General features: G+C 60.0%; 16 protein-coding genes, 2 tRNA genes and 3 rRNA genes. 6 read left to right on the top strand and 15 right to left on the bottom strand.

Going from position 1 to position 25,952, the window contains the following annotated elements; translation table 11 throughout:
* Positions 1–76: 76 nt before the first annotated feature.
* The 3 genes from FAZ30_RS05655 to FAZ30_RS05645 all read right to left on the bottom strand — a co-directional run bounded on the left by FAZ30_RS05655 (position 77) and on the right by FAZ30_RS05645 (position 2,347).
* A complete protein-coding gene (locus FAZ30_RS05655) occupies positions 77–733 on the bottom strand; it encodes a Crp/Fnr family transcriptional regulator (protein ID WP_124645352.1) in 657 nt (218 codons plus the stop codon).
* Entirely contained in the window at positions 730–1,305 is a 576-nt protein-coding gene (locus FAZ30_RS05650; RefSeq protein ID WP_158613660.1) for a 3'-5' exonuclease, read from the bottom strand. Before FAZ30_RS05650 ends, FAZ30_RS05655 begins: the two co-directional genes overlap by 4 nt.
* A gap of 121 nt (positions 1,306–1,426) precedes the next feature.
* Positions 1,427–2,347 carry a LysR substrate-binding domain-containing protein gene (locus FAZ30_RS05645; RefSeq protein ID WP_124645354.1) on the bottom strand — a complete coding sequence of 307 codons (921 nt, stop codon included), beginning with the start codon at positions 2,345–2,347 and terminating at the stop codon, positions 1,427–1,429.
* A gap of 165 nt (positions 2,348–2,512) precedes the next feature.
* On the opposite strand from FAZ30_RS05645, the gene FAZ30_RS05640 reads away from it, so the two are divergent.
* Together FAZ30_RS05640 and fghA are read left to right on the top strand one after the other, a co-directional pair.
* Complete coding sequence (locus FAZ30_RS05640; protein ID WP_124645355.1) at positions 2,513–3,646, top strand: S-(hydroxymethyl)glutathione dehydrogenase/class III alcohol dehydrogenase; 1,134 nt, start codon at positions 2,513–2,515, stop codon at positions 3,644–3,646.
* A gap of 145 nt (positions 3,647–3,791) precedes the next feature.
* Positions 3,792–4,625 carry an S-formylglutathione hydrolase gene (gene fghA / locus FAZ30_RS05635; RefSeq protein ID WP_370449676.1) on the top strand — a complete coding sequence of 278 codons (834 nt, stop codon included), beginning with the start codon at positions 3,792–3,794 and terminating at the stop codon, positions 4,623–4,625.
* A gap of 62 nt (positions 4,626–4,687) precedes the next feature.
* On the opposite strand, the gene FAZ30_RS05630 is transcribed toward fghA, so the two are convergent.
* Positions 4,688–6,055 (bottom strand): sodium:solute symporter family protein, encoded by a 1,368-nt coding sequence (locus FAZ30_RS05630; protein ID WP_124645357.1) that lies wholly within the window; start codon positions 6,053–6,055, stop codon positions 4,688–4,690.
* A gap of 89 nt (positions 6,056–6,144) precedes the next feature.
* On the bottom strand, positions 6,145–7,101 hold the full coding sequence (speB, locus tag FAZ30_RS05625) for an agmatinase (protein WP_124645358.1): 957 nt from the start codon (positions 7,099–7,101) through the stop codon (positions 6,145–6,147).
* A gap of 107 nt (positions 7,102–7,208) precedes the next feature.
* Here speB and FAZ30_RS05620 point away from each other — a divergent pair, with 107 nt between their 5' ends.
* Positions 7,209–8,156 carry a LysR family transcriptional regulator gene (locus FAZ30_RS05620; protein ID WP_233578652.1) on the top strand — a complete coding sequence of 316 codons (948 nt, stop codon included), beginning with the start codon at positions 7,209–7,211 and terminating at the stop codon, positions 8,154–8,156.
* 6 nt (positions 8,157–8,162) lie between these two features.
* Here FAZ30_RS05620 and pdxH read toward each other — a convergent pair whose 3' ends face one another.
* On the bottom strand, positions 8,163–8,804 hold the full coding sequence (gene pdxH / locus FAZ30_RS05615) for a pyridoxamine 5'-phosphate oxidase (RefSeq protein ID WP_124645359.1): 642 nt from the start codon (positions 8,802–8,804) through the stop codon (positions 8,163–8,165).
* Between the two features lie 193 nt (positions 8,805–8,997).
* Here pdxH and hemA point away from each other — a divergent pair, with 193 nt between their 5' ends.
* The 3 genes from hemA to FAZ30_RS05600 all read left to right on the top strand — a co-directional run bounded on the left by hemA (position 8,998) and on the right by FAZ30_RS05600 (position 12,752).
* Positions 8,998–10,251, top strand: a complete 1,254-nt coding sequence (hemA, locus tag FAZ30_RS05610; protein ID WP_124645360.1) for a glutamyl-tRNA reductase — start codon at positions 8,998–9,000, stop codon at positions 10,249–10,251.
* Positions 10,251–11,327 carry a peptide chain release factor 1 gene (gene prfA / locus FAZ30_RS05605; RefSeq protein ID WP_124645361.1) on the top strand — a complete coding sequence of 359 codons (1,077 nt, stop codon included), beginning with the start codon at positions 10,251–10,253 and terminating at the stop codon, positions 11,325–11,327. The genes hemA and prfA overlap by 1 nt, the downstream gene beginning before the upstream one ends.
* Before the next feature lie 516 nt (positions 11,328–11,843).
* Positions 11,844–12,752 (top strand): LysR substrate-binding domain-containing protein, encoded by a 909-nt coding sequence (locus FAZ30_RS05600; protein WP_205676650.1) that lies wholly within the window; start codon positions 11,844–11,846, stop codon positions 12,750–12,752.
* Between the two features lie 9 nt (positions 12,753–12,761).
* Here FAZ30_RS05600 and FAZ30_RS05595 read toward each other — a convergent pair whose 3' ends face one another.
* The 9 genes from FAZ30_RS05595 to FAZ30_RS05555 form a co-directional block, all read right to left on the bottom strand.
* Positions 12,762–16,601 carry an ATP-binding protein gene (locus FAZ30_RS05595; protein WP_137009012.1) on the bottom strand — a complete coding sequence of 1,280 codons (3,840 nt, stop codon included), beginning with the start codon at positions 16,599–16,601 and terminating at the stop codon, positions 12,762–12,764.
* A 26-nt stretch (positions 16,602–16,627) separates the two neighbouring features.
* Positions 16,628–17,365 (bottom strand): response regulator, encoded by a 738-nt coding sequence (locus FAZ30_RS05590; protein WP_124645364.1) that lies wholly within the window; start codon positions 17,363–17,365, stop codon positions 16,628–16,630.
* Between the two features lie 65 nt (positions 17,366–17,430).
* Positions 17,431–18,597, bottom strand: coding sequence for an EAL domain-containing response regulator (locus tag FAZ30_RS05585; RefSeq protein ID WP_137009010.1), 1,167 nt, complete (start codon positions 18,595–18,597; stop codon positions 17,431–17,433).
* A gap of 250 nt (positions 18,598–18,847) precedes the next feature.
* On the bottom strand, positions 18,848–20,470 hold the full coding sequence (locus tag FAZ30_RS05580) for a mechanosensitive ion channel family protein (protein ID WP_137009008.1): 1,623 nt from the start codon (positions 20,468–20,470) through the stop codon (positions 18,848–18,850).
* A 193-nt stretch (positions 20,471–20,663) separates the two neighbouring features.
* Positions 20,664–20,778: ribosomal RNA gene (gene rrf / locus FAZ30_RS05575) — 5S ribosomal RNA — on the bottom strand.
* A 147-nt stretch (positions 20,779–20,925) separates the two neighbouring features.
* Positions 20,926–23,817 (bottom strand): 23S ribosomal RNA (locus tag FAZ30_RS05570).
* 276 nt (positions 23,818–24,093) lie between these two features.
* Positions 24,094–24,169, bottom strand: a tRNA-Ala gene (locus tag FAZ30_RS05565).
* A gap of 4 nt (positions 24,170–24,173) precedes the next feature.
* Positions 24,174–24,250 (bottom strand) — tRNA-Ile (locus FAZ30_RS05560).
* A gap of 64 nt (positions 24,251–24,314) precedes the next feature.
* Positions 24,315–25,850: ribosomal RNA gene (locus tag FAZ30_RS05555) — 16S ribosomal RNA — on the bottom strand.
* The 16S, 23S and 5S rRNA genes sit together here with 2 tRNA genes alongside, the layout of an rRNA operon.
* Positions 25,851–25,952: the final 102 nt, after the last annotated feature.

The raw sequence follows: 25,952 nt of genomic DNA, 5'->3' as shown, positions 1-25,952 counted from the left end.
GGCAAGCCGCTTCAGTGACTAGATCACACAGCGGCACCAGCTGGGACAAAACGGCCGCAAAAACCACAGTGGGCGCTTATTTGCCGGCCAGTTGCTGCAGGGCGCTGCTATCCAGCAATTGCAGCTGGCCACGGCCCAGCTGAATCCAGCCACGGCGTTCGAAGTCCTTGAGCTGGCGGCTGATCACTTCGCGGGCGCTGCCCAGTTCGGCGGCCAGTTCCTGATGAGTCAGGCTCAGCACCAACTGCCCACGCGCACGCTGCAGCAGGCAGGCGGCCAGTCGCTGGTCGATGCGGCCAAAACTCACCTCTTCAATCAACAACAGCAGGTCGGCAATGCGGCTGCCATAGGCGCGGAACACGAAATCGCGAAAGGCAGCCGAGCTGGCCAGCAACTGGCGAAAGGCCGGAATCGGCAGCGCCTGCGCCTGGATGGCGGTTTCCGCCACGCCTTCGGCATCATAATCCTTGCCGCTCATCAGACAGGCGGTGGTGACAATGCAGGTTTCACCCGCTTCCACCCGGTACAGGGTGATTTCGCGGCCGTTTTCGCCCAGCTTCTGGACCCGGATCTGCCCCTGCTGCACAAACAGATAGGCCTGGCAGGGGCTGCCCTCGCGGAACAGCACCGTGCCTTCTGGCGCGCTCAGCGCATGGCTCTGTAGCTGCAACAGCTGGCGGCTGGCGTCATCCAGCCCGTCCAGCGCGGTAAAGGCACGGGTCCAGTCGCTCATGCTGCAGCATCCGGCAGCAGGCCGCGCTGCTGCAGTTCCTGATACACCCGCAGTGCCACCCAGGCGTCGTTGCCGGCATAGGCTTGCTGCGCCGGGCTCAAGGGCAGGCGCGACCAGTTGGTGGTGGACAGTTTTTTCGATTTGCGGAAGTACTGGCCAAACAGCCGCGCCACCGCCTGCACCGCCCCCACGGTAATGCGGGCGTCCTCGGAGGGCAGCAAGTTGCCCAGATCGATCAGTCCACCACACTCCACCCCCAGCCGGCTTTTCAGCAGGGCGCGGTCGGACACCAGATCGAAACCCACCAGCGGGCGTGCCGGATCGGCCAGCAATGTCTTGATCTCGTCCGGCAACACGCCCTTGACCACCGGCACCAGCCAGGCGCGCTGACTGTCAGCCAGCTGGATCAGGTGCGGGCCGTCCGACTCCTCGCCCTTGCGGAAGGTCGGTTTGGATTCGGTATCAAAACCCAGCAAGGGCGCCGCCAGCAAATCCGGCAGGGCAGCCGCCAAGGCTTCCGGGTTGTCCAGCATGCATACCTGATCCGGCGTCAGCGCCGGAAACAGGGGCATGGTTTTGATTTCTTCGCGGGGGATTTGCCGGGTCAGCATCATCAGGGCCTTGCATGCAGAGCGCCGCCCGGCAACAGGCCGGCGGCAATGCCGGCATGATACGGCAAAGCGGCCCGGGGTTTCAGCGCGATGGCGATATTTGTCCGCCAGCCACCGGTGGCAAGGGATTAACAGCAGGCAGGCACTCGGCCAGGTAATCCACCAGCATGCGCACCTTGGGCGAGAGCTGGCGGTTGTGCGGATACAGCGCCCAGATCCCCTCGTCCGGCTCGCGATAGGCGGTGAGCAGCTCCACCAGTGCGCCACTGTGCAAATGGCGCGCCACATAGTAGTCCGGCAATTGCACGATACCCACACCCTGCAGGGCGGCATGGGTGAGGGCGTGGCCGCTATTGCAACGCAGGCTGCCCTTCACCCGCAGCAGGCGGCGCTTGTTGCCTTCTTGCAAATGCCAGAAGTCATTGCTGCCCAGCAGGCAGTTGTGGCCATCCAGCTCGGACAAGCTGTTGGGCAGGCCATGGCGCTGCAGATAGGCCGGCGCAGCGCACACATGCTGACGGCGGCTGGCCAGCCGGCGTGCCATCAGGCTGGATTCGGCCAGATGCCCCAGCCGGATGGCCAGATCGTAGCCTTCGGCCACCAGGTCCAGCACCTGATTGGTGAGATTGAGCTGGATGTCCAGCGCCGGGTAGCGTTGCAGAAAGCCGGTGATCAAGGGCGCGATATGGCTCTCGCCATAGGCTACCGGGGCGGTGAGCTTGAGCCGCCCCTGTGGCACGGCCTGGTGCAAGGACAAGGCGCGTTCGGCCTCGTCCAGCCCGTCCAGCAACTGCCGGCAATGTTGCAGATACAGGCGGCCGCTTTCGGTCAGGGTCAGCTGGCGGGTGGTGCGGTATAGCAGCTGCACGTGCAGCCGCTGTTCCAGCCGGGTCACCTCGCGGCTGACCTGCGCCACCGACAGGTCCAGCGCCCGTGCGGCGCGGGTAAAACTGCCCAGTTCGGCCACGCTGACGAATTCGCTCACCCCTTGCCATGTCGCCATTATTACTCCACGGAAAAAATCATTTACCAATTGACCAGATTATCTCGCAAACAGACACCAATACAATGGCGGTTTGCTGCTGCATGCCAGCCCCGAGACACCGGACCGGCCGACAGCCGTCCCTTGCCGGGCGGGATGCCGCTGGCCACCCATCAGGAGAATCCCATGAGTCAAGACATCATCAAGTGCAAGGCCGCCGTAGCCTGGGCCGCCGGCCAGCCGCTGTCCATCGAGGAAGTGGAAGTCGCCCCGCCCAAGGCGGGCGAGGTGCGGGTGAAGCTGGTGGCCACCGGCGTGTGCCATACCGATGCCTACACCCTGTCCGGAGCCGACCCGGAAGGCATCTTCCCCTGCATCCTGGGGCATGAGGGCGGCGGCATTGTCGAGTCGGTGGGCGCAGGCGTCACCAGCGTGGCGGTGGGCGACCATGTGATTCCGCTGTACACGCCGGAATGTGGCGAGTGCAAGTTCTGCAAGTCCGGCAAGACCAATCTGTGCCAGAAAATCCGCGCCACCCAGGGCAAGGGTCTGATGCCGGACGGCACCACCCGCTTCTCCAAGGACGGCCAGCCCATCTATCACTACATGGGCACCTCCACTTTTGCCGAATACACCGTGCTGCCGGAAATCTCGCTGGCCAAGGTGAACAAGGCGGCGCCGCTGGAAGAAGTGTGCCTGCTGGGTTGTGGCGTGACCACCGGCATGGGTGCGGTGGTGAACACCGCCAAGGTGAAGGCCGGCGATACCGTGGCCATCTTCGGCCTGGGCGGCATCGGCCTGTCGGCCATCATCGGTGCGCGCATGGCCGGGGCCAGCCGCATCATCGGCATCGACATCAACGACAGCAAGTTTGAGCTGGCGAAAAAACTGGGGGCGACCGACTGCATCAACCCCACGCTGTTCGACAAGCCGATCCAGGATGTCATCGTGGAAATGACCGATGGCGGCGTGGACTTCTCCTTTGAATGCATCGGCAACGTTAATGTGATGCGCTCCGCGCTGGAGTGCTGCCACAAGGGCTGGGGCGAGTCGGTGATCATCGGCGTGGCCGGTGCTGGCCAGGAAATCTCCACCCGTCCCTTCCAGCTGGTGACCGGCCGGGTATGGCGCGGCTCCGCCTTTGGCGGCGTGCGTGGCCGCTCGGAACTGCCGACCTATGTCGAGCGTTACCTGAAGGGCGAATTCCGCCTGGACGACTTCATCACCCACACCATGCCGCTGGAAGAAGTGAACACCGCCTTCGAGCTGATGCATGAGGGCAAGAGTATTCGTTCCGTCATCCACTACAGCAAGGACTAAGAGCCTGTTCCTAGTCCGCTGACAGATGGCCTGCACCGTCGCGCCTTGCTGCGCTGACGCCAGGCTGCTTGTTGGCCGCCCCAAGCACCACCGGGCCGGGCTGCACCTGTGGCAGGCCCGGCTTATTCGGGAGACGGAAATGAATCTGGAAAACATCAGCAGCACCATGTGCTTTGGTGGCTGGCACAAGCAATACCTGCACGACTCCGCCGTGCTGGGCTGCCGCATGCGCTTTGCCATCTATCTGCCGCCGCAGGCGGCACGGGGTGACAAGGTGCCGGTGCTGTACTGGCTGTCCGGCCTGACCTGCACCGACGAAAACTTCATGCAGAAAGCCGGCGCGCAGCGTATTGCCGCCGAGCTGGGCATGGCCATCGTGGCTCCGGACACCAGCCCGCGCGGCGAAGGCGTGGCCGATGACCCGGCCTACGATCTGGGTCAGGGCGCAGGCTTTTACCTCAACGCCACCCAGGCACCGTGGAATCGTCACTACCAGATGTACGACTATGTCAGCCGCGAGCTGCCGGCCTTGATCGAGGCGCACTTTCCGGTAAGCCAGCGGCGAGCCATTGCCGGCCACTCCATGGGTGGCCACGGCGCGCTGATCTGCGCACTCAAGCGGCCGCAGGACTATGCATCGGTATCGGCCTTCAGCCCGATTGCCAATCCGGTAAATGTACCGTGGGGACAGAAAGCCTTTGCCGCCTATCTGGGCGAGGAGCGCAGCCAGTGGCTAGCGTGGGATGCCTGCCATGTGCTGGAGCAGGCGGCACACATCCCGCCGCTGCGAGTGGATATTGGTCTGGCTGACAACTTTCTGGCCGAACAGCTCAAGCCGGAAGCGCTGGAAAATGCTGCCCGTGCCGGTGGCCATGCGCTACAGCTGCATCGCCATCCCGGTTATGACCACAGCTATTACTTCATTGCCAGCTTTATCGAAGAGCAGCTGCGCTTTCACGCCGAACATCTGGCCGGCTAAACCAGCGGAAGATGCAAAAACAGCCGGGATACCCGGCTGTTTCGCTTGCTGCCATCAATCGGTCAGATACCGGCGGCTTGGCGTTGCTCCTTGCGGGTCACCAGGCTGACCAGCACAAAGCTGAGCACGCTCACGGCCAGGCTCAGATAGATGGGCACATTGGAGTCCAGCCCATAGCTGATCATGGCCAGAATAGCCGTGCCACAGCCCAGCACCATGCTACTGATGGCCCCCGGCGTGGTGGCACGCGACCAGAAGATGGCCCCCATCAAAGGCACCAGCATGCCGGCTACCAGCAGGTTGTAAGCCAGGGTCAGCGCGCTGATCACATCGCTCACCAACATGGCCAGCACCAGCACCAGCAGGCCAACCAGCAGGGTGACAATGCGGTTGGTCCACAGGCTGCAGCCATCACGGCCGCTGAGGTCCTCGGTCAGCGTGGTGGACGCCGCCAGCAAGGCGGCACTGGCGGTAGACATCATCGCCGCCAGCGCAGCGGCAATCACCAGCCCGCGCACCCCGTCCGGCAAACCTTCCTTCACCATGGCGGCAAAGGCATTGGCCGGCACCGCCAGATCAGGCAGCAAGACCTTGGTAGCCATGCCGATGGCGGCACAGACCAAGCCATACACAATGCAATACACCCCGGCAATGCTGCCGGCGTAGCGCGCCACGCCTTCGCTGCGGGCGGTGAATACCCGCTGCCAGATATCCTGGCCGATCAGGATGCCGAAGAAGTAGATGACAAAGTAGGTGAGGATGGTTTCACCACCGATGGCGGTAAAGCTGAAGTAGGACGCCGGCAGCTTGGCCGCCAGTTGCTCCCAGCCGCCCACGCGGTAAAGGCAGATGGGCAGCAGGATGAACATCAGGCCGATGGTCTTGATCAGGAACTGCACGATGTCGGTCAGCGTCAGTGACCACATGCCGCCCACGGCGGAATACAGCACCACCACCCCACCGCCGATCACCACCGCCATCCAGAACGGCAGCTCGAACAAGACCTGCATCACCGTAGCAATCGCCAGCACCGAGGTCACGCTGATCATCACCGCGTACATCAGCATTACCAGCGCGCTGGTGCGGCGGGCCACGGTGTTGTAGCGCCGCTCCAGCACCTGGGTGACGGTAAACACCTTCAGCTTGAGCAGCGGCTTGGCCATGAACAGGTTGAGCACCAGAATGCCGCAGCCCAGGGCGGCACAGAGCCAGAAGCCGGAAATGCCGTACACATAGCCCAGCTTTACTGTCCCCACAGTAGAAGCCCCACCCAGTACGGTAGCCGCCATGGTGCCCATGTAAAAACCCGGCCCCAGGTTGCGGCCTGCCACCAGAAATTCCTCCCGGCTGGTGGCGCGGCGCATGCCCAGCCAGCCCAGCAACAGCATGCCGGCGATATAAATGAACACGACGAAGATATCGAGTCCCATGGTTATTCTCCTTCAATCTGCCTTGTTGGCAATTAATTGGCTATTCAAACGGAATCTATGCGGCTGCTCTGTGGCAGCCTGTTATTGCTTTAGCGGCGGATCGTGACGCCAGGTAATACACACAACATCTCGAACAAGAGATTGGCCCCCAGCAGCGCGGTATTGCCGGTGGTGTCATACGGCGGCGACACCTCCACCAGATCACAGCCCACCAGGTTCAGCCCCTGACAGCCGCGCACGATTTCCAGCGCCTGCACCGAGGTCAGGCCGGCCACTTCCGGCGTACCGGTGCCGGGTGCGAACGCCGGATCGATGCCATCGATGTCGAAGCTCAGGTACACCGGCCCGCCGCCCAGTTGCTGGCGTACTTCCTGCATCAGCCCCTGCAGCGACTGGTTCCAGCACTCCTCGGCCGGCACCACGCGAAAGCCCTGACGGCGCGCCCAGTCGAAATCCTCGGCGGCGTAGCCGCTGCCACGCAGGCCGATCTGCACCACGCGGCCCTCTGCCAGCAAGCCTTCTTCCTGCGCACGGCGGAAAGTGGTGCCGTGGGCGATCTTTTCGCCAAACATTTCATCGTTGATGTCGGCATGGGCATCGACATGGATCAGCCCCACCGGGCCGTGCTTGGCGGCGATGGCGCGCAGGATGGGCAGGGTGACGGTGTGGTCGCCGCCCAGCCCCAGCGGGATCACGTCGTACTGCAGCAGCTCGCGGTAGCCCGCCTCGATGCGCGCCACACTGTCCAGCAGGTTGTAGGGATTGGTGGCGATATCGCCGATGTCGGCCACTTGCAAGGTGTCGAAGGGGGCGGCACCGGTGCCCATGTTGTAAGGGCGCAGCAGTACCGATTCATTGCGGATTTCACGCGGACCAAAACGGGTGCCGCTGCGGTTGGAGGTACCGATATCCAGCGGCAGGCCGACAAACACGGCATCCAGGCCGGCGGCGGTTTCCACCTTGGGCAGACGCATCATGGTGGCGATGCCGCCAAAGCGCGGCATGGCATTGCCGCCCAGCGGCTGATGGCGTTCAGCGATTGACATGCAGACTCCTGAAACTGAGGTTGAACGAGGGCTCAGTCTATTCAGGCGGCAACTTGGGAAAAATCACCGTATTCCACTGTTTACATTGATAAATCTGAATGTGTGTAATGACCGGACTGACTCACCGTCATCACCGGGAAAAAACCATGCTCAACACCCTGTCCAGCCTTGATTTACGCCTTATCAGGGTTTTTCGTGCCGTTGTCGATGCCGGCGGCATTTCCGCCGCCCAGTCCACCCTGAATGTCAGCCAGTCCACCATCAGCAACCAGTTGGCCGCACTGGAAACCCGGCTGGGCTATCGCCTGTGCGAACGCGGCCGCGCCGGCTTTGCCCTCACCGCCAAGGGCAGCCAGCTGCTCAATGCCAGCCGCCAGTTGCTGGATGCCGCCGAAGCCTTCTGCGTGGAGGCGCGGCAACTGGAACGCAAGCTGGTGGGACAGTTAAGAATTGGTGTGGTGGGGCATACCACCATGCGGGCGCATGCGCGGCTATCGGAAACCATCCGACGGTTTCGTCAGCGCGAAGAGGCGGTGGAACTGGTGCTGTCCATGCTGGCACCCGGCACGCTGGAAGAGACACTGATCAACGGGGAAATCCATCTGGGCATCGGCTATTTCTGGCACCGCGCCCCCAGCCTGCAATACCTGCCGCTGTTTACCGAACACCAGATGGCCTATTGCAGCCAGGAACACCCGCTGTTCCAGCAGGCGGGCAATCTGCCGGTGGAAGAAGTCGCCCGGCACGACTGGGCCTGGCGCAGCTACCCGCTGCCGGACATCCCGCTGCCGGTGGAAAACTGGCGCATCACCGCGCGCGCCGACAATATGGAAGCGATGGCCGTGCTGATTCTGTCCGGCCATCATCTGGGCTTTCTGCCCGAGCACTTCGCCCGTCCCATGGTAGAGCAGGGTTTGCTGCGGGCGCTCAATCCGGCGCAGCTGTGCTACCACCCCACCTTTCACATGGTGACGCGACAAAGCTCACGACAGAGCGAGGTATTACGCGCTTTCATGCAGGATTTGCTGGCGGCACACCAGCTACCGCCAGCCTGAGCCAGCTCAGGGTGCCAGCCGCACCCGCTGCCAGCCGGCATCGGCCTGCAGCAGATACACCACCCGGTCGTGCAGGCGGCTGGGGCGGCCCTGCCAGAATTCGACACGGTCGGGAATCACCGCGTAGCCACCCCAGTGCGGCGGGCGCGGCACACTGAGCGGGTGCTTGACGCCAAACATGGCGGCGCGGCTGATCAGCACATTCTTGGAGCTGATCTCGGTGCTCTGCTCGCTGGCCCAGGCCCCCAGCCGGCTGGTATAGGGTCGGCTGGAGAAATAGGCGTCGGAGACCTCCGGCGCGACCGGCACCACCCGTCCTTCCACCCGCACCTGGCGTTCCAGTTCCGGCCAGAAAAAGGTGACGGAAACATAGGGATTGGCCGCCAGCTGCCGGCCCTTGCGGCTGAGATAATTGCTGTAGAACACCAGCTGGCCGTTCTCCACGCCCTTGAGCAGCACGATGCGCGCCGTCGGGCGGCCATCTTCGCCCACCGTGGCGACATTCATCGCCGTCGGTTCGTGTACCTGCGCCGTCATTGCCTCGTTCAGCCACAGCTCGAACTGCGCCACGGCATCCGGCAGGCAGTCTTCCGGTGACAATTCCTTTTTCGAATAATCCTGGCGGATATCGGCAAGATTCAGCGACATGCGGTTCTCCTGATTCGGTCAGACGCCATGGTAAGACAGAAGCTGCACAGCGGGTAGTCGGGCACTGGCGGCGCTGACGCTGCTGACAGCAGCCATGAGATGGAGCCAACTGCCACGGAAAAACCCCAGAGTTAGGGACGTTGGCGGCAACTTAGGCTAGAATACCGCATTTCCTCCGCGGCCTTTTCCGCTCATGCATCTGGTTGCCTTTGGCCTCAATCATCACACCGCCCCGCTGTCGGTACGCGAGAAGCTAGCCTTCCCGGCCGAGGTATTGCCCAATGCGCTGGAAAGCCTGGTGGGTTCACACGCGGCGCGCGAGGCAGCCATCGTTTCCACCTGCAACCGCACCGAAATCTACTGCAACAGCAACAATCCCGAGCAGGCGCTGCAATGGCTGTCCCAATACCACGGCCTGCCGGTGGAAGAACTACGCCCCTATCTGTACCAGCTGGATGCCAGCAGTGCCGCCCGCCATGCCTTCCGCGTGGCTTCCGGCCTGGACTCCATGGTGCTGGGCGAAACCCAGATCCTGGGGCAGTTGAAAGACGCGGTACGCGCCGCCGAAAACGTCGGCACGCTGGGCTCGCTGCTCAATGGCCTGTTCCAGCGCACCTTTGCCGTGGCCAAGGAAGTGCGCAGCAGCACGGCGGTGGGTTCCAGTTCGGTGTCCATGTCCGCTGCGGCAGTGAAACTGGCCGAGCAGATTTTCCCCACCATCGGTGAACTGAACATCCTGTTCATCGGCGCGGGCGAAATGATCGAACTGGTGGCCACCCACTTTGCCGCGCGTGAGCCTTCCTGTATCACCATTGCCAACCGCACGCTGGAGCGGGGGCAAAAGCTGGCCGAGCAGTTTGGCGGCAATGCCATCACCCTGGCCGAGCTGCCCGATGTGCTGCACCGCTACGATGTGGTGGTCACCTCCACCGCCAGCCAGCTGCCCATCGTCGGCAAGGGGCTGGTGGAGCGCGCCATCAAGGCCCGCCGCCATCGGCCCATCTTCATGCTGGATCTGGCCGTGCCGCGCGATATCGAAATCGAAGTCGGCAAGCTCAACGACGTCTACCTGTACACGGTGGACGATATTGCCAGCATCGTGGAAGTGGGCAAGGAAGCCCGCCAGAGCGCTGCCGAAGAGGCCGAGTCCATCATTCAGGCCCGTGTGGCCGAATTCAACGACTGGCTGAAAAAGCGCGAAACAGTACCGCTGATCCGCGCCCTGCGCGACGAAGCCGACCGTACCCGCCGCCATGCGCTGGAGGCCGCGCTCAAGCAGCTGGCCAAGGGCACTCCACCGGAAAAAGTGCTGGAAAGCCTGTCGCAGCAACTCACCAACAAACTGATGCATCCCCCGACCCAGGCCCTGTCCTCGGGCAGCGGCGCGGAGCATGCGGCCGTGGTGGAAACCATCGCCCGCCTGTACCACTTACACCCGGAGTCGTAATGAAACCGTCGATTGCGACAAAACTGTCGCAGTTGGCCGATCGTCTGGAAGAGGTCACCCACCTCCTGGCCAGCGAATCGGCGACTGCCGATATGGGTCAGTTCCGCAAGCTGACCCGTGAACACGCCGAACTCACCCCGGTGGTGGAAACCTTCCAGCAATACCAGCAGTGCGAAACCGATATCGCCACTGCCGGCGAGATGCTGTCCGACCCGGACATGAAGGAATTCGCCCAGCTGGAAATCGATGAAGGCCGGGAAAAGATGGCCGCGCTGGAGCTGGAGCTGCAAAAACTGCTGCTGCCCAAAGACCCCAACGACGAAAAGAACATCTTTCTGGAAATCCGTGCCGGCACCGGTGGCGACGAAGCCGCGCTGTTTGCTGCCGACCTGCTGCGCATGTACACCCGCTTTGCCGAACGCAATCGCTGGCAGGTGGAAATCGTCTCCGCCAGCGAGTCCGACCTGGGCGGCTACAAGGAAGCCATTGTCCGCATCATCGGCTTTGGCGCTTATTCCAAGCTCAAGTTCGAGTCCGGCGGCCACCGCGTGCAACGCGTACCCGCCACCGAAACCCAGGGCCGCATCCATACCTCGGCCTGCACGGTAGCGGTGATGGCCGAGGCCGACGAGCTGGTGGATGTAGTGCTGAACCCGGCCGATCTGCGCATTGATACCTATCGTGCCAGTGGCGCGGGCGGCCAGCACATCAACAAGACCGATTCCGCCGTGCGTATCACCCACCTGCCCACCGGCATCGTGGCGGAATGTCAGGATGGCCGTTCCCAGCACGCCAACAAGGCCAGCGCCATGCAGGTGCTGGCGGCGCGCATCAACGACATCCAGCGCCGCGAACAGCAGCAGAAGGAAGCGGCCGAGCGCAAGAGCCTGATCGGCTCCGGTGACCGCTCCGAGCGCATCCGCACCTATAACTATCCGCAAGGTCGCATTACCGACCATCGCATCAACCTGACGCTGTACAAGCTGGATTACGTGATGGATGGCGATCTGGTCGAGCTGACCGACGCACTGATCACCGAACAGCAAGCCGAACTGCTGGCAGCGCTGGGCGACTGATCGACACGGCGCGGTTTGCCCCGCAGCGGACATCGTTGTACACTCTGACCCCGAAAAAGCAGCCCTTGTCCGCAAGGGGGCCGGTTCATCCGGTCCTGCGGCTTTTTCTCCGAATCTTCAGGCCACGCAAGTGGCCTTTTTTCTTGCCTGTCAGCCGGATGGCAGGCTGCTAATCATCGGAATAGATAAAAAATCGGCCAGGTCCCAGAGGTAAGACCCGGCCGTTCCCAACGTGGAGATGGGTGGAAAACTGTAGGCGCTGCCGCAAGGGCAGCAGCCAGGTGATGGGGGCTTGCTGGCGGCACCTGCCGCGCCAGCAGATTATCCATGCATTGAGGACATCGCTCGTACAAAACCCCAGCAAGTAGCTGGCTTTGCACAATAAAATGCTTCAACTGAAGCAAATCGATTCTTTGCATTGATTATCAATGAGCTAGGCCGCAAGGATAAGCAGCCACTGCAAAACTGGCAAAGCAGTTATAATCATGCCAGCCATGACTAAACGACATGAATTCGATGAAACTGCCTCCTCTTAACGCGCTGCGTGTTTTTGTCGCTGCGGCGGAACACTTGTCCTTTACCCGTGCCGCCACCTCGCTGCATCTGACTCAGGGCGCAGTCAGCCGCCATGTGCAGACGCTGGAAGAGTTCTACGGCACCAGCTTGTTCATTCGCCAGGCGCGCGGGCTGGCGCTGACGGCCGAGGGCGAGGCGCTGGTGAAACCGGCACGCGATGCCTTCCAGCTGCTACACGAAGCCAGTGAAATGCTGCGGCTGCGCCAGAGCGGCCTGCGGGTGCGCATCCCCCCCACTCCGGCCATGCGCTGGGTGCTGCCCAATCTGCCGGATTTCCAGACCCGCTACCCGGAATACACCCTGCACCTGATCACCCAGCTGATTCACGACAAGCCCTTCAACCGGGCCGAGTATGATCTGGCCATCATCGGCATGGCGCGGCCGGAAGTGTCCACCGACATGCGCATCGAATGCATCTGCCGCGAAAAGCTGGTGCCGGTGTGCTCGCCGGCGCTGCTGCAAGGTGCGCATCCGCTGCGCACGCCGGAAGATTTGCAATACCACACCCTGCTGCACCCGTGGCGCGATCAGGATGTGTGGGACCGCTGGCTGAAGCTGGCGGGGGTGAACTCGCTGAATTCGGAAAGCGGCGTGACTTTCGACGCACTGGAATACGCCCTGCATGCGGCAGCCGCCGGCATGGGGGTGACGCTGGCACAGGTGTCGATGGTGAACGACGACATCCAGCGCGGCAAACTGGTGATTCCGTTTGATACCGTGCTGGAAACCGAGTGGGCCTACTACCTGATGTACTCGCACGAAATGGCACAGCAGCCGAAGATCCGCGCCTTCCGCGACTGGCTGATCGCCACGCTGGAACGCAGCGAGGCCATCAGCCGCAATATGTAGCCAGCCGGCTTATACGCTGGCGGTGTCCTGCTGTTGCAGCCAGTGTTCAAACTCACCCAGCGCGACTTCCAGCCCGGCCAGCAGCGCCACCGCCTGCTCGCCCTGGCCGGCCTTGGCCGTCTTCTCCACCTGTTCGGCAGCATCACCCATGGCATTGGCCCCCACCATGCGACTGGCGCCCTTGATCCGGTGCGCGGCCCAGGCCAGCTGCTCGACATTGACCTCGGCTGCCGCCAGGCGCAGCGCGGCGATGTCTTCACGATTGGCCTCTTCGAAGTCGTGCAGGATTTCCAGCTCGACGGACAGCTCACCATCGCTGTAGACCTCCAGCACGGAGCGGTCTACAGGACAGGGGGCGGCGCTATTGGGTGTCTGTTCCTGGGTGTCGGACATCACATTCTCCTGCGGTTGGTGCAGCCATTTATCCAGCATGGCCGATAGCACGTTGATGGCCAGCGGCTTGGTCAGAAAATCATCCATGCCGGCGGCACTGGTCTTGTGCAGCTCTTCCTGCCCGGCATTGGCGGTGCAGGCAATAATGGGCAGGTGGCCACGCTCGGCATGTTCGGCCTCATAGGCACGAATCAGCCGTGCCAGTTCGTAGCCGTCGGTCACCGGCATGTGGCAGTCGGTCAGCAACAGGCTGTACTGGCCGGCCTGCCACATGGCGTAGGCTTGTGCGCCATCCTCGGCACACTCGGCGGCATAGCCCAGTTTTTCCAGCTGGCGCAGCGTGAGCTTGCGATTGGTGGGATTGTCTTCAGCAAACAGGATGGGCAACACCACACCATGCGGCGCATCCGGCGCAGCCGCTGGCGGCTGGCCACTGTCGGCCTCGACAGCCGGCAGCTCGGCTTCGTCCACGATATTGGCCACCAGCAGCAGCGAGGCACGGGTCCCCTCGCCGGGCTGGCTTTCCAGCTCGACATGGCCACCCATCAGGCCTGCCAGCCGGCGGCAGATGGCCAGCCCCAAGCCGGTGCCGCCAAAGCGCCGGCTGGTATCGGATTCGGCCTGGGTAAACGGCTCGAACAGCCGGCTGAGGTTTTCCTGGGAAATGCCAATGCCGCTATCGATGATGTCAAAGCGCAACGTCTGCGCGGCAAACTCCTGTTCCAGCACTTCCACCCGCAGGGTGATGCCGCCGTTGGCGGTGAACTTGACGGCATTGCTGACAAAGTTCTGCAGAATCTGCCGCAGCCGCAAGGGGTCGAGCAGCAGGGCCGGGGCCAGCTTGTCGTCTACTTCCAGTTGCAGGCGCAGGCCTTTGGCTGCGGCCGTTTCGGCATACAGGGTGCGTACCTGCTCCAGCAGCGGCTTGACCGCCGTCGGGGTTTGCACCACCTCCAGCTTGTCGGCCTCGATCTTGGAGAAGTCCAGGATGTCGTCGATCAGCCGCAACAGGGTGCGTGCCGACTCCTGAATGGTGCTGACGCTGTCTTTCTGCTCGGGGTTGAGCGGCGTCATGGTCAGCAATTCCAGCATGCCCAGCACACCGTTCATCGGGGTACGGATTTCATGGCTCATGGTGGCCAGGAAAGAGCTCTTGGCCCGATTGGCAGCATTGGCCTGGTCACGGGCCATACGCAGCTCGAATTCCGCCAGCTTGCGCTCGGTGATATCCAGACAGGCCAGAATGGTGCCCTCGCGCGGCCGGTCGGGAAACAGCAGCATGCCCTCGAACAGCACCCAGATCGGCCGGCCGTCGGCCCCCAGGCATTCCAGTTCGCAGCGCAGCTTGCTCTGGTATTGCACCATGCTGTTGAGCTGGCTGGTCAGGTCGAACCAGCTCTGGTCTGAGGCCAGCAGTTCCATCAAATGCATGCCGGGCAACATATTGCCATCCTGGCTGAAGATGTCTTCGGCCATGCGGTTGGCACGGACAATCTGCATCTGCTCGTTGAGCCGCAGCAAGCCGACCGGCGAGGCGGAATAGATGGCTTCTTCTTCCTGCAATACCGAGCGCAACTGCGATTCGGACAGCATGCGCCGGTCTTCTTCGTCGAAAAAGCCGAGAATATTGGCATAGGCCCCCACCAGCGGCTGAATGCCCTTGCCCAGCATGGCCAGATCAGGCTGCCGCAGGCAGATCAGCGCCGATACGTCGTCATCCATCGACACCGGCAGGGTAATCCACGACGGCATCTCTGCCAGCCTTTGCAGCAGCCAGGTCAGCGGCTCGGCTTCGTGGGACAGTTCTTCCAGCGGGGGCAAGGTGTCTGGCCACTGGCCGGCCTGCAGGTGGATTTCGAAGCGGTCATCCGGAAACTCGGCCAGCACCAGCATGAAGCCTTGTTCGGCATGGCTGAAACGGATGAATTCCTGCAGCAGCCGGTCCAGCACCTCATTGCGCGGCCAGCGGCTGAGCATGAGGTTTTCCACATGAGAAATGGCCGACAGCATGCTCAGGTTGTGCTCCAGCGAGTTTTCCGCAATGCGGCGCTGATGCTCGTCGCGCACGATGAGCATGAAGACTTTTTCCGAGGCCGAAGTACGGAAGGTGCTGAGGGTAATGCCGGCGAAAAACAATTCACCGTTCAGCTTGATCCCTTCGCCTTGCAGCACCTGGCTACCCAGCTCGCTGGCGGCCAACAGCGTGTCGTCCAAGGACTGCTGCAGCCGCAGCAACTGGCTGATGGGCAGGCCTTCCAGCGCTTGCCTGCCGGTACCGAACAAGCGCTGCGCCCCGGCATTGGCCGACAACACGCAGCCTTGCTGGCTGATGGTCATGATGGCGTCGCCTGCGGCATCCAGCATGCTTTGCAGGTGATTGAGCGGCTTGAGCACCCGCTTGGTCATGCTGTACAGCAGGATCAGCGCCAGCCCCAGTATCGCCAGCCCCAGCAGGCTGTCATGGATCAGCTGGCGGCGATAATCAGCCAGCGCCTGCTGGATCTGCTCGGCACACAGCCGGTTGGCATTCTGGAACAGCGCCCAGCTTTCCTGCTGCACCTTGTCCAGCAGCGGCTGCATGGCGCCTTGCATGCCACGCATGCTCTGGTGCTGCTGCTGTTGTTGCACCTGCTGCTTGTTGAGCATGTGCAGGGTCAGGGCGGAATCGGAAATACGGCGCAGGCTGTCGGCCAGCGCCGGGTCTTCGATATGGCCGGCATCCACCCGCAGCTGTTGCAGCATCAGATTGCTCAGGTCCAGTCGCGACTGCAGGTCGCCCTCTTCCGTCTCGCTCAGCGGTGAATCCAGCTCGCTGCGCAACAGCAAGGCCGTTGCCGTGGTGCGCAGGGTATGGCCTATGCTCCAGCTGCTCTGGGCAATGTCCATATTGATGTAGAGCCCGGCCGGCGCGGTCCATTTCATCTGGCCGTTCATGCCGATCAGTACATTATCGATGGCGTCCTGCAGATGGCGGGATGACAGTTCTTCGGCATAGCCCAGGGTTTCGTCCTGGCCCCACGCCGGGCCAATGTGCATGTCCACTTCTGCGCGCAAGCTGCGGAAACTGTCCAGCTGCATCTGCACCATGGCCAGCTTGGGACGCTGCTCGCTCACCACATCGCGCTGACCAGCTGCCAGCGCCAGCTCCATCCACTGATCTGCCTGTGCGCGCAGCAGCTGCAGCTGGCTGCGCTCCTGCGGGAAAGGCGGATGGTCGCGATACAGCAGACTGCGGCTGAGTATGGCCTCGCGCCGCAGCAGATCGGCAGCGGTATAGAGCTTGGTACGGATCTGGTGTACCTCGGCCAGCGCTACTGCCTGCTGATAATGCTGCCATGACACCGACAGCAATCTTGCCACCCAGCCGATCTGGAAGACCCCCAGCAACACCACGATGGCGATGACCGCCCTGCCAATGGATAAGGTCTGGCTTGCCTTGTTGCTGATAGTGGCCATGCACTCTCCCCTGCGGGCAGTCTGTTTCAGCCGGTCGGCTCGGAGGCAGGGTCGCCCTCGGCGGCGGCCTCCACGGCTTTTTCAACCACCAGCTGCTGCACGCCATAGCGGTCGCTGTAGTTGCGCAGTACCGCCAGCTGGTTGGCAGAAATGCTGGCACCGCGTGGCAGCAACAGGTGACCGCCCTTGCTGAACAGGTCCTCGGCCAGCACGGAGCCGGGCTTGGCACTGTTTACGGTAACCGTTTCATTGGGGCCATCGGGCAGGTCTTCCGGGCGTGGCTCGAACAGGCGGCGGAACACTTTCTTGTCGTAATCCGTGCCGGTATCCACCCCGTAATAGCTGAAGGGGTCCACTTCCGGCCGGGTGCGGCGCAAGGCCTGCGCAATGGCTTTTTCCACATCCACCGGCTTGGGTGGCTTGACCACAAAACCATCAGCATGCAGCTGTACGGCCACCGTGACATTGCCGCGGTCGGCATGCCCGGACAGGATGATGAACGGTAGATTGGAGGCATTCATGGTATGGCCGCAGCGCAGTTCCTTGAGCAGGTCCAGGCCGTTCATCGGCTTCATTTCCACATCGCACAGCACCAGGTCCACCATGCGCATGTCCAGTGTGCGCATGGCAGTGCTGCCATCCGGTGCCTGCGAGATGTTTTCAGCCCGGATACCCATGGACTGCAAGGACTGGCTGACCAGCGTCCTGACCAGCGACTGGTCGTCCACCACCAGTATCTTGAGTTTTTCTAGCTCGTTAGACATGTTCACCCCTTTGCATGGCGGGACATCAGTACGCTGCCGGTCTGGTGCATGAGCTTGCCGGCAGTCTATTGCTGTAAATAAGATGATAGTTCGCTGCTGCTCATCTGCAGGGCTATCTGTTCGCCACTGACACTGCAGCCTTCCAGGCCGTCCAGTAGCGCAAGGTCGGCTTCCATGTCGAGCCGGGTGATGGTCAACTGCGGCAAAGTCAGGCCGCAGCAGTGCAGCAGTGCCGGCATATCCACGGCCTGCAGGCGCAACTGGCGCAGGGCGCTGGCTGAAATGCACACGCCATCCAGCGGCAAGCGCAGCAAATTGCCCACCGTCAGCCCGCCTTCGCCCAGTTGGTCTGCCAGCAGCGAGAAGCCGAAGTACTTCAATTTGGCAATGTTTTCAAAGCACACTGCCGACCGTTGCTCATGCATGCCATCGGCCAGCAGAAAGCCGATCTGCCCGGGCTGGATGCCATATTGACGCAAGGTGCTGTGGTAGCGGTCGAACAGATTGTCGTTGGCCAGACAATCGCCAGCCAGATAAAGGCTGAACAGACAGTGCTGGCGCTGCTCCAGCGGCAGGCTGGCCAGCAATTGGGCCAGCTGCTCCATGACCACTTCCAGAATCAGCACCGGCAATTGCGGATTGGCCGCCAGCTGGCGGTATAGCGCAGCATCCAGCGGCAACAGCCTGTCATGCAGCCGGATGGCTGCCAGGTGCATGCCACGTAGCTGCTGCGTATCACGGCTCAGTACTGGCTTGAACTCCAGCTGCAGCGGCTGGCTGGCACAGTCCTGCCACAGCTGTTGCAGATCAAGCGGACAGGTAAGCGCACGCTGCTCCAGATCGGCAAAGACCGCGTTGAGCCGATGTAGAAACTGGTCGATGCTATAGGGCTTGCACAGGAAATGGACGCTGCTGATACCCTGATGGCGGGCCATGTCGGCAATGGTGTGCAAAGTGCGGTCGTCGTAACCGGAAATGATCAACAAGGAGGCCCGACAGCCAATGGCACTGAGATTCTTGATGAAATCGATGCCGTTCATGCCCGGCATGCCGATATCGGTAATGATCAGGTCGTAGCTGATTTCCGCCGCGCTGCGCAAGGCCTCGGCCGGGTCGCTGAATTCATCAATCTGGGTGGCATGGCGGCTGAAAAAGCCGGTCTGGCGGGAAATCAGCTTGCGCAGAATCACCTGGTCTTCCAGGATCAACAGCCTCATTGGCAGCGACGACATTGCGGTATCCCTCGGCGGATGGCCACCGGAGATGGGAAGGCCGGCAGCAATGCGATAATTTACGCTTTTGGTATAGCAGCAAGCCACCCTGCCAGGCAAGCATTACGCCGGCACTTATTGATAAAATCCGCGATCACTTAAACAATTAATATAAATTCCAGGCTAGAAAAGCACAGATTGCCCCAGCCAATCGCATCTGGCTGCTAGCGGGGTTCCTCCGCGCTGATTTCACACAATTGATGACAAACAGCTATTTGGCCTGATCACCCTCTGCCGTAGCTGGTCGGGCTGGCGCGGCATACCATTGTGCGGCTTGCACCATGACAGCCTGCTCCGGCTGAGCCATGAAATGTGGCGACATGATCTGCACCCCGAATTCGTTGAAAGTGTCCTGAATATGCCCATGCAGCTCGCTGCGCACTTCCTGCGGCAGGGCATCGGCAATTGCACGTAATTGCAGTTCGTACTCGACGTAGAAATCCTGCAGGTTCAACTGCCGCACCACCACGGCTTCGGTGTGATCCGCCAGTGAGGTACGGTGTGCCGCCAGCTCCAGCATGGCACTGACCTGCCGCCACGGCGTGTCGTAACCAATGGTGACCGTGGTCGTCAGTATCAGGCCACGGCCCGGGCTGGTGCGGCTGTAATTCTCCACCTTGCCGCCCACCACCACCGCATTGGGCAGCGTCACTTCGTGCTCCTGCCGGGTCAGTATCTTGGTCGACAGGGCACTGAGTTCGGTCACTACACCCTCCACATCACCGATGCGCACGAAATCACCCGGTCGCAAGGCGCGCGAATACACCAGTACCAGGCCACTCATCGCATGGTTCATGATGCCTGCCGAACCTAAGGTGACCAGCAAACCGAAAAACACGCTCATCCCCTTGAACGCATCGGAGTCCGCTCCCGGCAGATAGGGATAGGCAACCGTCAGCGCAAACAGCCAGAGCACCACCCCCAGTAAGCGGCGCGTAGCACCGGCGGTCTCGGGATGCAGGCCGGGAAAACGCAGCTGGCCACGTTCGGCCATGTCGAAGATCAGTTGCAAACCACGGGTCAGCAAGCGGGTAAACAGGAAGATCAGCCCCACCGTCAGCAAACCGGGCAGCGCACCGAGCGCATCAGAGCCCAGCGACGCGACCAGCTGCCACAGGAAACTGCCCAGACGACGACTCCAGGGCAAGGTGTAGGGAAAACGCCCCAGCAGCCAGGTCAGCCACAGATAACTCAGAAAAATGACACACAAACCCGTGGTCAGGTTGATGATGCTGCCTTCAGCACGCTGCAGCAGCCGCTGCAGGGTCTGCCGCTTGTTAAGCCAGCCAGGAAACAGCGCATGCCGTTGCGACACCCGCAGCAATGCGCGCCGGCGCAAAACCATCATCAGATAGAGCAGCGCAGCGAATAGCACACTGCCTGCCAGGCTCAAGGCCAGCGCGGTAGCCAGTGCTCCGGAAGAATGCTCCTCCAGATAGGCCAGCCGTAAGGCATTCAGCCGCTGCTGCACATTACTGGCAGACTGCTGCAAGCTCAGGCCATCCGCCGGATCCAGATCACCAGCGACAATATTGAACAAGGACTTGCCGTTGACCGACAGCCGGTAGCCCGCGGCGGCCCCCTGCCCATATGGCGTCGCTTCAACCGCATGGCTGGCATCTGCCGCCTCCAGAACCTGCAAGCGGGCCTGCACCCTGGCCACGCGTTGCTGGGCCGTCAGCTCCCCCTCTTTGGCCATGAACAGATAAACCGGTTGGCCCCCCAGTACCAGCGTGCGTTGCTGTTCCCAACCATCCGGTGCCAGCCGTGGTTCCGCCGCCTGCGCCGGACCGGCCAGCCACAAGAAAAGGATACCGAGCAGAATTCGGGCCATGCTGCATTCTCCTGTCAATGACAGATACATCATAGCTGTTTGCTGTCCTTGAGGGCAGGTAGGCCACCTTCACCCGACCCCGCCAAGCCAGGCCTCCGACGCAACAAAGCCGCCCTTGGGCGGCTTGTGGGCACTCAGGCCAGGCCCAAACGCACAAAGCCCAGCTCTGTTGAGCTGGGCTTGTGTATGGGGAGTCTGGCGGTGTCCTACTTTCACATGGCGAATGCCACACTATCATCGGCGCTAAGGCGTTTCACGGTCCTGTTCGGGATGGGAAGGCGTGGGACCACCTCGCTATGGCCACCAGACATAAACTGTCAACAAACTCGAAGAAGCTTTGTACCCCAGACTCCGTCTGGAACACTGAATTAATTAGATATCTTACTCTTGGATCTTTGATCGCGTCGCACACTCACTATCCATTCGGTCTTGGTCTCCCAAGCCACTCAAATGATAGGATCAAGCCTCACGAGCAATTAGTATCGGTTAGCTTAACGCCTCACAGCGCTTCCACACCCGACCTATCAACGTCCTGGTCTCGAACGACTCTTCAGGAGGGTCAAGCCCTCAGGGAAGTCTCATCTTCAGGCGAGTTTCCCGCTTAGATGCTTTCAGCGGTTATCTCTTCCGAACTTAGCTACCCGGCAATGCCACTGGCGTGACAACCGGTACACCAGAGGTTCGTCCACTCCGGTCCTCTCGTACTAGGAGCAGCCCCCGTCAAACTTCCAACGCCCACTGCAGATAGGGACCAAACTGTCTCACGACGTTTTGAACCCAGCTCACGTACCACTTTAAATGGCGAACAGCCATACCCTTGGGACCGGCTACAGCCCCAGGATGTGATGAGCCGACATCGAGGTGCCAAACACCGCCGTCGATGTGAACTCTTGGGCGGTATCAGCCTGTTATCCCCGGAGTACCTTTTATCCGTTGAGCGATGGCCCTTCCATACAGAACCACCGGATCACTATGTCCTGCTTTCGCACCTGCTCGACTTGTCGGTCTCGCAGTTAAGCTACCTTTTGCCATTGCACTATCAGCACGATTTCCGACCGTACCTAGGTAACCTTCGAACTCCTCCGTTACACTTTGGGAGGAGACCGCCCCAGTCAAACTGCCTACCATGCACTGTCCCCGATCCGGATAACGGACCAAGGTTAGAACCTCAAAGGGGTCAGGGTGGTATTTCAAGGTTGGCTCCACCAGAACTAGCGTCCTGGCTTCAAAGCCTCCCACCTATCCTACACAAACCACTTCAAAGTCCAATGCAAAGCTACAGTAAAGGTTCACGGGGTCTTTCCGTCTAGCAGCGGGGAGATTGCATCTTCACAAACACTTCAACTTCGCTGAGTCTCAGGAGGAGACAGTGTGGCCATCGTTACGCCATTCGTGCGGGTCGGAACTTACCCGACAAGGAATTTCGCTACCTTAGGACCGTTATAGTTACGGCCGCCGTTTACTGGGGCTTCGATCAAGAGCTTGCACCCCATCACTTAACCTTCCAGCACCGGGCAGGCGTCACACCCTATACGTCCACTTTCGTGTTGGCAGAGTGCTGTGTTTTTGATAAACAGTCGCAGCCACCGATTCTCTGCGACCTCTCCAAGCTCCATCCGCAAGGGATCTCACCTAAAGAGGCATACCTTCTCCCGAAGTTACGGTATCAATTTGCCGAGTTCCTTCTCCTGAGTTCTCTCAAGCGCCTTAGAATTCTCATCCTGCCCACCTGTGTCGGTTTGCGGTACGGTTCTTGTGTAGCTGAAGCTTAGTGGCTTTTCCTGGAAGCGTGGTATCAGTCACTTCAGGTCCGTAGACCCTCGTTATCACTTCTCGGTGTTGAATGAAAGGGCGGATTTGCCTACCCTAACCACCTACCAGCTTGAACGACCTATTCCAACAGGCCGCTGACCTAACCTTCTCCGTCCCCACATCGCACTACACAAAAGTACGGGAATTTTAACCCGTTTCCCATCGACTACGCTTTTCAGCCTCGCCTTAGGGGCCGACTCACCCTACGCCGATGAACGTTGCGTAGGAAACCTTGGGCTTTCGGCGAGCGGGCTTTTCACCCGCTTTATCGCTACTCATGTCAGCATTCGCACTTCTGATATCTCCAGCATCCCTTACGAGACACCTTCACAGACCTACAGAACGCTCCCCTACCATCTGCACTTACGTGCAAATCCGCAGCTTCGGTTATCAGTTTGAGCCCCGTTACATCTTCCGCGCAGGACGACTCGACCAGTGAGCTATTACGCTTTCTTTAAATGATGGCTGCTTCTAAGCCAACATCCTGGCTGTCTGGGCCTTCCCACTTCGTTTACCACTTAACTGATCATTTGGGACCTTAGCTGGCGGTCTGGGTTGTTTCCCTCTTGACGATGGACGTTAGCACCCACCGTCTGTCTCCCATGCTCGCACTTTCCGGTATTCAGAGTTTGCCATGGTTTGGTAAATCGCAATGACCCCCTAGCCATAACAGTGCTTTACCCCCGGAAGTGATACATGAGGCACTACCTAAATAGTTTTCGGGGAGAACCAGCTATCTCCGAGTTTGTTTAGCCTTTCACCCCTATCCACAGCTCATCCCCTAGTTTTGCAACACTAGTGGGTTCGGACCTCCAGTGCGTGTTACCGCACCTTCATCCTGGCCATGGATAGATCACTCGGTTTCGGGTCTACGCCCAGCAACTAAATCGCCCTATTCGGACTCGGTTTCCCTACGCCTCCCCTATGCGGTTAAGCTTGCTACTGAACGTAAGTCGCTGACCCATTATACAAAAGGTACGCAGTCACCCCTTACGAGGCTCCCACTGTTTGTATGCATCCGGTTTCAGGTTCTATTTCACTCCCCTCCCGGGGTTCTTTTCGCCTTTCCCTCACGGTACTGGTTCACTATCGGTCGATCACGAGTATTTAGCCTTGGAGGATGGTCCCCCCATCTTCAAACAGGATTTCGCGTGTCCCGCCCTACTTTTCGTATGCTTAGTACCAAGAATGAAATTTCGTGTACGGGGCTATCACCCACTATGGCGGACATTTCCAGGTCCTTCCACTATCTCAATCTCTATCACATACAGGCTATTCCGCGTTCGCTCGCCACTACTGACGGAATCTCGGTTGATTTCTTTTCCTCGAGTTACTTAGATGTTTCAGTTCACTCGGTTCGCCTCCACAGACCTATGTATTCAGTCTGGGATACCTATTGCTAGGTGGGTTTCCCCATTCGGACATCGCGGGATCAAAGCTCTATTGCCAGCTCCCCCGCGCTTTTCGCAGGCTTACACGTCCTTCATCGCCTGTGATCGCCAAGGCATCCACCAGATGCACTTAGTCGCTTGACCCTATCATTTCAGTAACCTAAATTACCAATCCGACAGAATGTGTTTGTGCGACGTGCCACACCGCCCCTTTTGATATGGCGACATGACACTAGATACAATCAAATTCCCAAGATGACGATTTGTCCTACATGCAGAATTAACTCCATGTATTTCATCTCGCCGTCTAATTAATTCGGCTTCTTCAGTTTGTTAAAGATCGGGCATTGTAAAAACAACGCAAACAGAAATTCACGCAACCCTGACAGGTTGTGTGCGCTTTTGTTTGCACTGTAAGAATGGTGGAGGATGACGGGATCGAACCGACGACCCCCTGCTTGCAAAGCAGGTGCTCTCCCAACTGAGCTAATCCCCCAAACTGGTGGGTCTGGTAGGACTCGAACCTACGACCCCTGCGTTATCAACACAGTGCTCTAACCAGCTGAGCTACAAACCCAGTTACTACCCTTAAATCACGAATAACCGATAGGTTGTGAATACTTGACGATCGCCTTCTCTAGAAAGGAGGTGATCCAGCCGCAGGTTCCCCTACGGCTACCTTGTTACGACTTCACCCCAGTCATGAATCCCACCGTGGTAAGCGGCCTCCTTACGGTTAGCCTACCCACTTCTGGTGAAACTCACTCCCATGGTGTGACGGGCGGTGTGTACAAGACCCGGGAACGTATTCACCGCGGCATGCTGATCCGCGATTACTAGCGATTCCGACTTCACGCACTCGAGTTGCAGAGTGCGATCCGGACTACGATCGGTTTTATGAGATTGGCTCCACCTCGCGGCTTCGCGACCCTCTGTACCGACCATTGTATGACGTGTGAAGCCCTGGTCATAAGGGCCATGAGGACTTGACGTCATCCCCACCTTCCTCCGGTTTGTCACCGGCAGTCCCATTAGAGTGCTCAACTAAATGGTAGCAACTAATGGCAAGGGTTGCGCTCGTTGCGGGACTTAACCCAACATCTCACGACACGAGCTGACGACAGCCATGCAGCACCTGTGTGTCGGTTCTCTTTCGAGCACCAAGCCATCTCTGGCAAGTTCCGACCATGTCAAGACCAGGTAAGGTTTTTCGCGTTGCATCGAATTAATCCACATCATCCACCGCTTGTGCGGGTCCCCGTCAATTCCTTTGAGTTTTAACCTTGCGGCCGTACTCCCCAGGCGGTCAACTTCTCGCGTTAGCTACGCTACCAAGGATTCAAACCCCCAACAGCTAGTTGACATCGTTTAGGGCGTGGACTACCAGGGTATCTAATCCTGTTTGCTCCCCACGCTTTCGTGCATGAGCGTCAGTGTCATCCCAGGGGGCTGCCTTCGCCATCGGTATTCCTCCGCATCTCTACGCATTTCACTGCTACACGCGGAATTCTACCCCCCTCTGACGCACTCTAGCCGTGCAGTCTCCAATGCAGTTCCCAGGTTGAGCCCGGGGCTTTCACATCAGACTTACACAACCGCCTGCGCACGCTTTACGCCCAGTAATTCCGATTAACGCTTGCACCCTACGTATTACCGCGGCTGCTGGCACGTAGTTAGCCGGTGCTTATTCTTCAGGTACTGTCATCCCCCAAGGGTATTAACCTTAGGGATTTCCTCCCTGACAAAAGTCCTTTACAACCCGAAGGCCTTCTTCAGACACGCGGCATGGCTGGATCAGGCTTGCGCCCATTGTCCAAAATTCCCCACTGCTGCCTCCCGTAGGAGTCTGGGCCGTGTCTCAGTCCCAGTGTGGCGGATCATCCTCTCAGACCCGCTACTGATCGTCGCCTTGGTGAGCTCTTACCTCACCAACTAGCTAATCAGACGTCGGCCGCTCGAATAGCGCAAGGTCTTACGATCCCCTGCTTTCCTTCTCAAAGCGTATGCGGTATTAGCTATCCTTTCGGATAGTTATCCCCCACTACTCGGCACGTTCCGACGCATTACTCACCCGTTCGCCACTCGTCAGCGGAGCAAGCTCCCTGTTACCGTTCGACTTGCATGTGTAAAGCATGCCGCCAGCGTTCAATCTGAGCCAGGATCAAACTCTTCAGTTCAATCTCATAGCAAATTTTCTGGCACGCAAGATCAAAGAAATAAACAAGTACTTCTTCTTCTTGCAGTGCAAGTATTTGGCTTTCGCCAAGTACTCACACCTA

It is taken from the genome of Aquitalea aquatilis, assembly GCF_005155025.1.
GTDB classification, from domain to species: domain Bacteria; phylum Pseudomonadota; class Gammaproteobacteria; order Burkholderiales; family Chromobacteriaceae; genus Aquitalea; species Aquitalea aquatilis.
Note: the sequence above shows the minus strand (reverse complement) of the source record. Positions and strands in the feature narration are given on the sequence as shown.